This window comes from Mesorhizobium sp. ORS 3428 (assembly GCF_001854785.1).
GTDB lineage: Bacteria > Pseudomonadota > Alphaproteobacteria > Rhizobiales > Rhizobiaceae > Mesorhizobium.
The window spans coordinates 1-5457 of sequence record NZ_MDFL01000021.1 but is presented as its reverse complement, the minus strand read 5'-3'; the positions used below and the strand labels follow the sequence as shown (position 1 = coordinate 5457).

Here is a 5457-nt window from a genome sequence, read left to right as displayed (position 1 = left end):
TCTACGTCATCAACAGTGAGGGAACGACGGTTGCTGCGAGCAATGCTGGCGAACCCACCAGTTTTGTCGGCCGCGATTACCGTTTCCGTCGCTACTTCGTTGAAGCGATGGTGAGCGGCATGGCCACGCAATACGCACTTGGTACCGTTAGCAAGCGCCCCGGCCTCTTCTTGTCGAGCCGGATCGATGGACCGGAGGGGCCACTCGGTGTCGTCGTGGTGAAGGTCGAGCTCGATCGTGTGGAGGCGAGCTGGYGCGAGAGCGGTTTCGTGGTCTTCACGAGCGACGAGCGCGGCGTCGTCCTTTCGACCAGCGTGCCTCAATGGCGTTTTGGCGCTCTCTCCCCGCTTTCCAAAAAAGAGGCAAAAATCGCCCGCGATCATTTGCAACTGCCTGGCGCGGCGTTCGAACCCGTTCCGCTWTCGCACCGCAGCGGCAACCTGGTCACCGCAAGTACCGCCGACAAGGCAGCCGGCTTTGTCACAGTTTCGCAGGATCTCGGCAAAGTGGTCCCAGGTTGGCGGCTGTCACTGCTCATTCCTGCCGACGCAGAGATTTCCGCGGCGATGATGACAGCCCGCGCCACAGCACTACTTGCCCTCGTGCTCGTGGCATTTGCCGTTTTCATTATTGTTCGACGGCGCCGGATGATCCGACAACGGCAGGACGCGCTTGCGCGCATGAACGCGGAACTGGAACATCGCGTCAACTTGCGTACGGCAGAGCTCCTACGTTCGAACGAAGCGCTCGCAGCTCAGATAGCCGAGCGCGAGAATGCCGAGGCAAGAGTGCGCCGGTTACGTGATGAACTCTCTCAGGCGAATCGCCTCTCAATTCTTGGTCAGATCGCAGCCGGAGTTGCTCACGAGATTAACCAGYCGGTCACAGCAATTCGCACCTATGCCGAAAATGCTTCACGTCTTCTCCAAGGCGATAGGCCGCAAGAGACCGCAGGGAATTTGAAATCGATCATCGCTATAACGGGACGTATCGGGGCGATCACCGAGACGCTGCGGTCGTTCTCTCGCCGCGCAACCGGTTCCGTGGGGCCAATATCGGCGGAGGAGGCGATCGACGGGGCGCTTTCGCTCCTTTCGAGCCGAATCCGCGAATCTGGCGTGACGATCGAACGGCAACTGACAGATCCGTCTCCGATGGTGATGGCAAGTTGCGTTCGGCTGGAGCAAATCCTAGTCAATCTCTTGCAGAATTCACTCGATGCCCTGAAAGGCCTGCCGCAGCCGCGGATCGAGATAGCACTTGGYCAGAACAAGGAAACAGTCACCATTTCGGTTCGAGACAACGGTGCCGGCCTCGCGCCTGAAATTCGCAAGAGCCTCTTCATGCCATTTACCACAAGCAAGGAAAAGGGGCTCGGCCTTGGCCTGCTTATCTCAGAGGAAATCGCCCGCGAACTCGGCGGCTCCTTGCGGCTCGATGCCAGCCACGAGAGGGGGACTTCCTTCACCATCGAATTGAGGCGTGCCGAATGAGTTGCGAAAAAGGACCTGTCATCTTCGTTGACGACGACGATGACCTGCTGCCCGCTGCAGGGCAGATGCTGGAACTTGCCGGCTTTAGCCCTATCGTCGTCAATTCCGCCGAGGCGGCACTCGCCAGAATCGACGAGAACTTCAATGGTCCCGTCGTCAGCGACATCCGCATGCCCAAAATGAACGGGCTTCAGCTCTTTGAACGAGTGAAAGCAATCGATACGGACATCCCTTTTGTCCTTATCACTGGGCACGGCGACGTCGAACTCGCCGTTGCCGCCATCAAGGACGGCGCTTACGATTTCATCTCCAAGCCATATGAGACCGACCGGCTTTTGGTGACGCTGAATCGCGCTTCCGAAAACCGGCACCTGGTCCTGGAAAACAGGCGCCTCAGGGATGCGGTCGTCCGATCCGCGGGCGATATGCCTCTCCTAGGGAACGCGCCGAGTATGACACGGCTGCGAGACACGATTCGACAGATCGCCGATACGGGTGTGGACGTCCTTGTGGAGGGTGAAACCGGCACGGGCAAGGAGGTGGTCGCGGACCTGCTTCACCGCTGGAGCAGTCGAATTACCAAGCCGTTCGTGGCCTTGAACTGCGGGGCGCTGCCCGAAAGTGTCATCGAAAGCGAACTTTTCGGYCACGAAGCAGGCGCGTTTACCGGTGCGCACAGGCGCAGGATCGGTCGGCTCGAATACGCGAATGGCGGCACCCTATTCCTCGACGAAATTGAGTCCATGCCGCCTGCACTCCAGATCAAACTCCTAAGAGTACTCGAGACCCGCCAGATCACGCCACTTGGAACCAATGAAACCCGCAGCATCAATGTTCGTGTCGTGGCTGCGACAAAGGTCGATCTGAGCGATCCGGCCGCCCGCGGTGACTTCAGGGAAGATCTATATTTCCGTTTGAACGTCGTGACGGTCAATATCCCGCCTCTTCGCGAGCGGCGCGAGGACATCCCGATCCTCTTTGCGCATTTCCTGGAACGCGCGTGCAAACGCTTCGGCAAGCCAGTGTGGGAGATAACCGCGGCCGTGCGTAATCATCTCATGGGCCATGATTGGCCCGGCAATGTCCGCGAACTTGCGCATTTCGCGGATCGGGTTGCATTGGGACTTGAGGGGGCGCCGAATTCGCTCCCTGGAAAAGGAGGCGCTGAATTAAGCCTCTCTCTTTCCGAAAAGGTTAGTCTTTATGAGGCGACCGTTATCCGCAACGCTTTGCGGGAATGCGATGGCGACGTGAGGAGGACGACCGAGTTTCTCCAGGTGCCTCGCAAAACCTTTTACGACAAGCTGAAACGCTATGGAATAATTCCGGGCCTGTATCGAAGCAGCCGCGATTGTTCTTGAACTCGCCAGTCCCGCCGAAAGGCTGCTATGGCTTGTGGGCACCGGAAAAATGAGCTGCTTGCGCCCAACAATACTTCACCGGTGCGGATACGTCGGGGGCGCGCTCTGGCAGTGTGCGGATCGTCTCGTGAGGCGGGCCCTGACGATCGGGCAGTTTGGGATCAGTCCTTTTTGGCTCCGATACCTGAAAATTCCGTGWCCCGTCCTCTATGTTCCCCGTGACTTCCTGTTAGACTCGAATCATGACCAAGCGCCCCACAATTRCAGATCTCGCCCGCGAAGCCGGCGTTAGCGTAGCGACCGTCGATCGGGTTTTGAACGGTCGTCGACTGGTGAGGRAACAGACCGCTCGACGGGTCTGCGAGGCGGYCCGCGCCATCGGCTACAACGCAACTGGTCTGATGCATCAGCGCGCTCAGCGGATTTTGCCGGAGTACCGATTAGGCTTTATTCTCAGAATGCCGGCCGATCATTTCTATCAGGATTTCGCGCGAGRGATCAAAGCTGCTGTCAGCGCGGCACATTCCTTCCGGGGCATTCCAGTCGTTGAATTTGCGCCCTCGCATAGGCCTAGCGACCTGGTCGAGCTGCTTGAGGACATGGGTGCACGCTGCCACGCGATCGCGATGATGGCACCGGATCATCCAACCGTCACGGCAGCTGTCGAAGCACTCAAATCGAACGGAACCCCGGTTTTTTCCCTGCTTTCCGATTTTGCCGCCGGCGTGCGCGAGGGCTATCTGGGCCTCAACAACCGCAAGGTTGGACGGACGGCCGCTTGGATGTTTTCCAAGGTTGCAAAAAGGCCAGGCAAGGTGGYGGTCTTGGTCGTCAGCCATCGTTTTCAGGGTCCCGAATTGCGAGAAACCGGCTTTCGCTCATACTTTCGTGAGAAAGCGCCGACGTTCGAGGTGCTGGACACGCGCGTGAACCTCGATACGCGGCAAACCACCTACGAGGCCACTCGCGACGTCATACAACGCGAATCCGAACTTGTCGGTTTGTATGTCGCCGGCGGAGGTACGGAGGGCGCCATCGCTGCGCTCCGGGAAGAGGGCGATGGCCGGGATCTCCTCGCGATCGTAAACGAGATCACGCCAGAGTCGCGGGCAGCACTCGCGGACGACATCATTACGATGGCGGTTGCCACGCCCCTGCGCCAGCTTTGCCAGGAGTTGGTGACGCTGATGGTCAGGGCAATCGAGACAGGCACCGCGGAGGCGCCATGGCAGACGTTTTTGCCGTTTGAGATTTATCTGCCGGAAAACATTTGAGGCGAGATTCGCTCTCGTTGATCGGTTCGCCACGACAGAGCATAACAAATTCCACCGTATCTCATCAACGGAAACGTTCTTCGACTCTGCTCCCGTGTTCTTCTCGTCCGGTCTCGACGATGGCCTGCGAYATGAAACTGAAGAGCCGCATAACTGAGCTACCAGACCCATCGCCAGGCTGATGTGAGGAGCTTGCTCACAACGGCGCACGACGACCATATGATTGTCTGGAAATCAGAAAGACGATCCCAATCCGCGGTTCGGCGAGCTGGGCGGTGGAATGCATGCAACAATAGTCGATTGGATTGCAACAGCCGCCGATGCCCAGGCAATCGCTTCTGCAATGGATGAGAGAAAAGTCGCCGTTCAATCGTTATGCAGCCACCCCACGATCCACGGTGTGGATGAGTTTAATCAAAACRATTGATTTTGCGATTTTTTTGAAATGAGGCAACTCGCTGGATCGAATGCGTCTGTCCTCGCAACGACCCCCTTTTTTCAATTCGAAGAGCATAAGGTCGGAAAGGAAAGCAATATGCATCGTCGTCGCCTGATCAAAGGCTTCATTGCACAGGGCGCTTGCCTCATCTGTGYGGCGTCCGCGCGTGCGGAGGGGGTCCATTGGGGATACACCGGTCAGGTGGGGCCTGAGCACTGGGCCGATCTGGACAGGAAGAACTTCGTCTGTTCGGCGGGTACGCAGCAATCACCCGTTGATATTACCGGCGCTGTTGAGGCCGACATGCCGCGCATCGCAGTAGATTGGCACAAGGGCCGCCGCAAGATGGTGAATAACGGCCATACCATTCAAATCAATATGCCGGAGGGCAGCACGCTGACCCGCGGGGATCGCACTTTCGAATTGATCCAATTCCATTTTCATGCGCCAAGCGAGCATCGCATAGCTGGCAAGAGTTTCCCGATGGAAGCGCATTTCGTCCACAAGGACACAAAGAGCGACAGCTTTGGCGTCCTGGGAGTCTTTCTGATACCAGGCGCGACAAACRCTAGCTTTGCAAGCCTGGCAGCAGTCTTCCCTGCGTGGCCAGGCGCCTCAACGGCCGCCGACATCGATCCCAGCGGGCTTCTCCCGGCCTCGCTCTGCTACTGGACCTATGAGGGATCGTTGACGACGCCGCCATGCACCGAGAACGTTGAATGGATGTTGGCAAAAGAACCGATTGAGGTCGACGCCGCGGATATTGCTCGATTTACCTCGCTATATCCCCAGAACGCACGGCCTATCCGTTCACCTAATCGGCGCTTCATCCTAGACATCAACTGAGGCGTTGGAATGCGGCAGTAAAGAACGTTGGCCGGCAGAGGAGG

The 5457-nt window shown here is 57.9% G+C and carries 5 protein-coding genes; all 5 read left to right on the top strand.

Features of this window, described 5'->3' with window-relative positions; all coding sequences use genetic code 11:
* Positions 1-1493, top strand: a 1493-nt coding sequence (locus ORS3428_RS05095; RefSeq protein ID WP_071095201.1) for a sensor histidine kinase, incomplete at its 5' end; no start/stop codon positions are given.
* The gene (locus ORS3428_RS05090) at positions 1490-2854 is read left to right on the top strand and encodes a sigma-54-dependent transcriptional regulator (protein ID WP_071095197.1); all 1365 of its coding nucleotides are present in this window, start codon (positions 1490-1492) and stop codon (positions 2852-2854) included. The genes ORS3428_RS05095 and ORS3428_RS05090, both read left to right, overlap by 4 nt.
* Before the next feature lie 242 nt (positions 2855-3096).
* Positions 3097-4128 carry a LacI family DNA-binding transcriptional regulator gene (locus ORS3428_RS05085; RefSeq protein WP_071095195.1) on the top strand — a complete coding sequence of 344 codons (1032 nt, stop codon included), beginning with the start codon at positions 3097-3099 and terminating at the stop codon, positions 4126-4128.
* 223 nt (positions 4129-4351) lie between these two features.
* Positions 4352-4555 (top strand): hypothetical protein, encoded by a 204-nt coding sequence (locus ORS3428_RS32930; RefSeq protein WP_131802838.1) that lies wholly within the window; start codon positions 4352-4354, stop codon positions 4553-4555.
* 108 nt (positions 4556-4663) lie between these two features.
* Entirely contained in the window at positions 4664-5413 is a 750-nt protein-coding gene (locus ORS3428_RS05080; RefSeq protein ID WP_071095199.1) for a carbonic anhydrase, read from the top strand.
* The last annotated feature ends 44 nt before the right edge of the window (positions 5414-5457 follow it).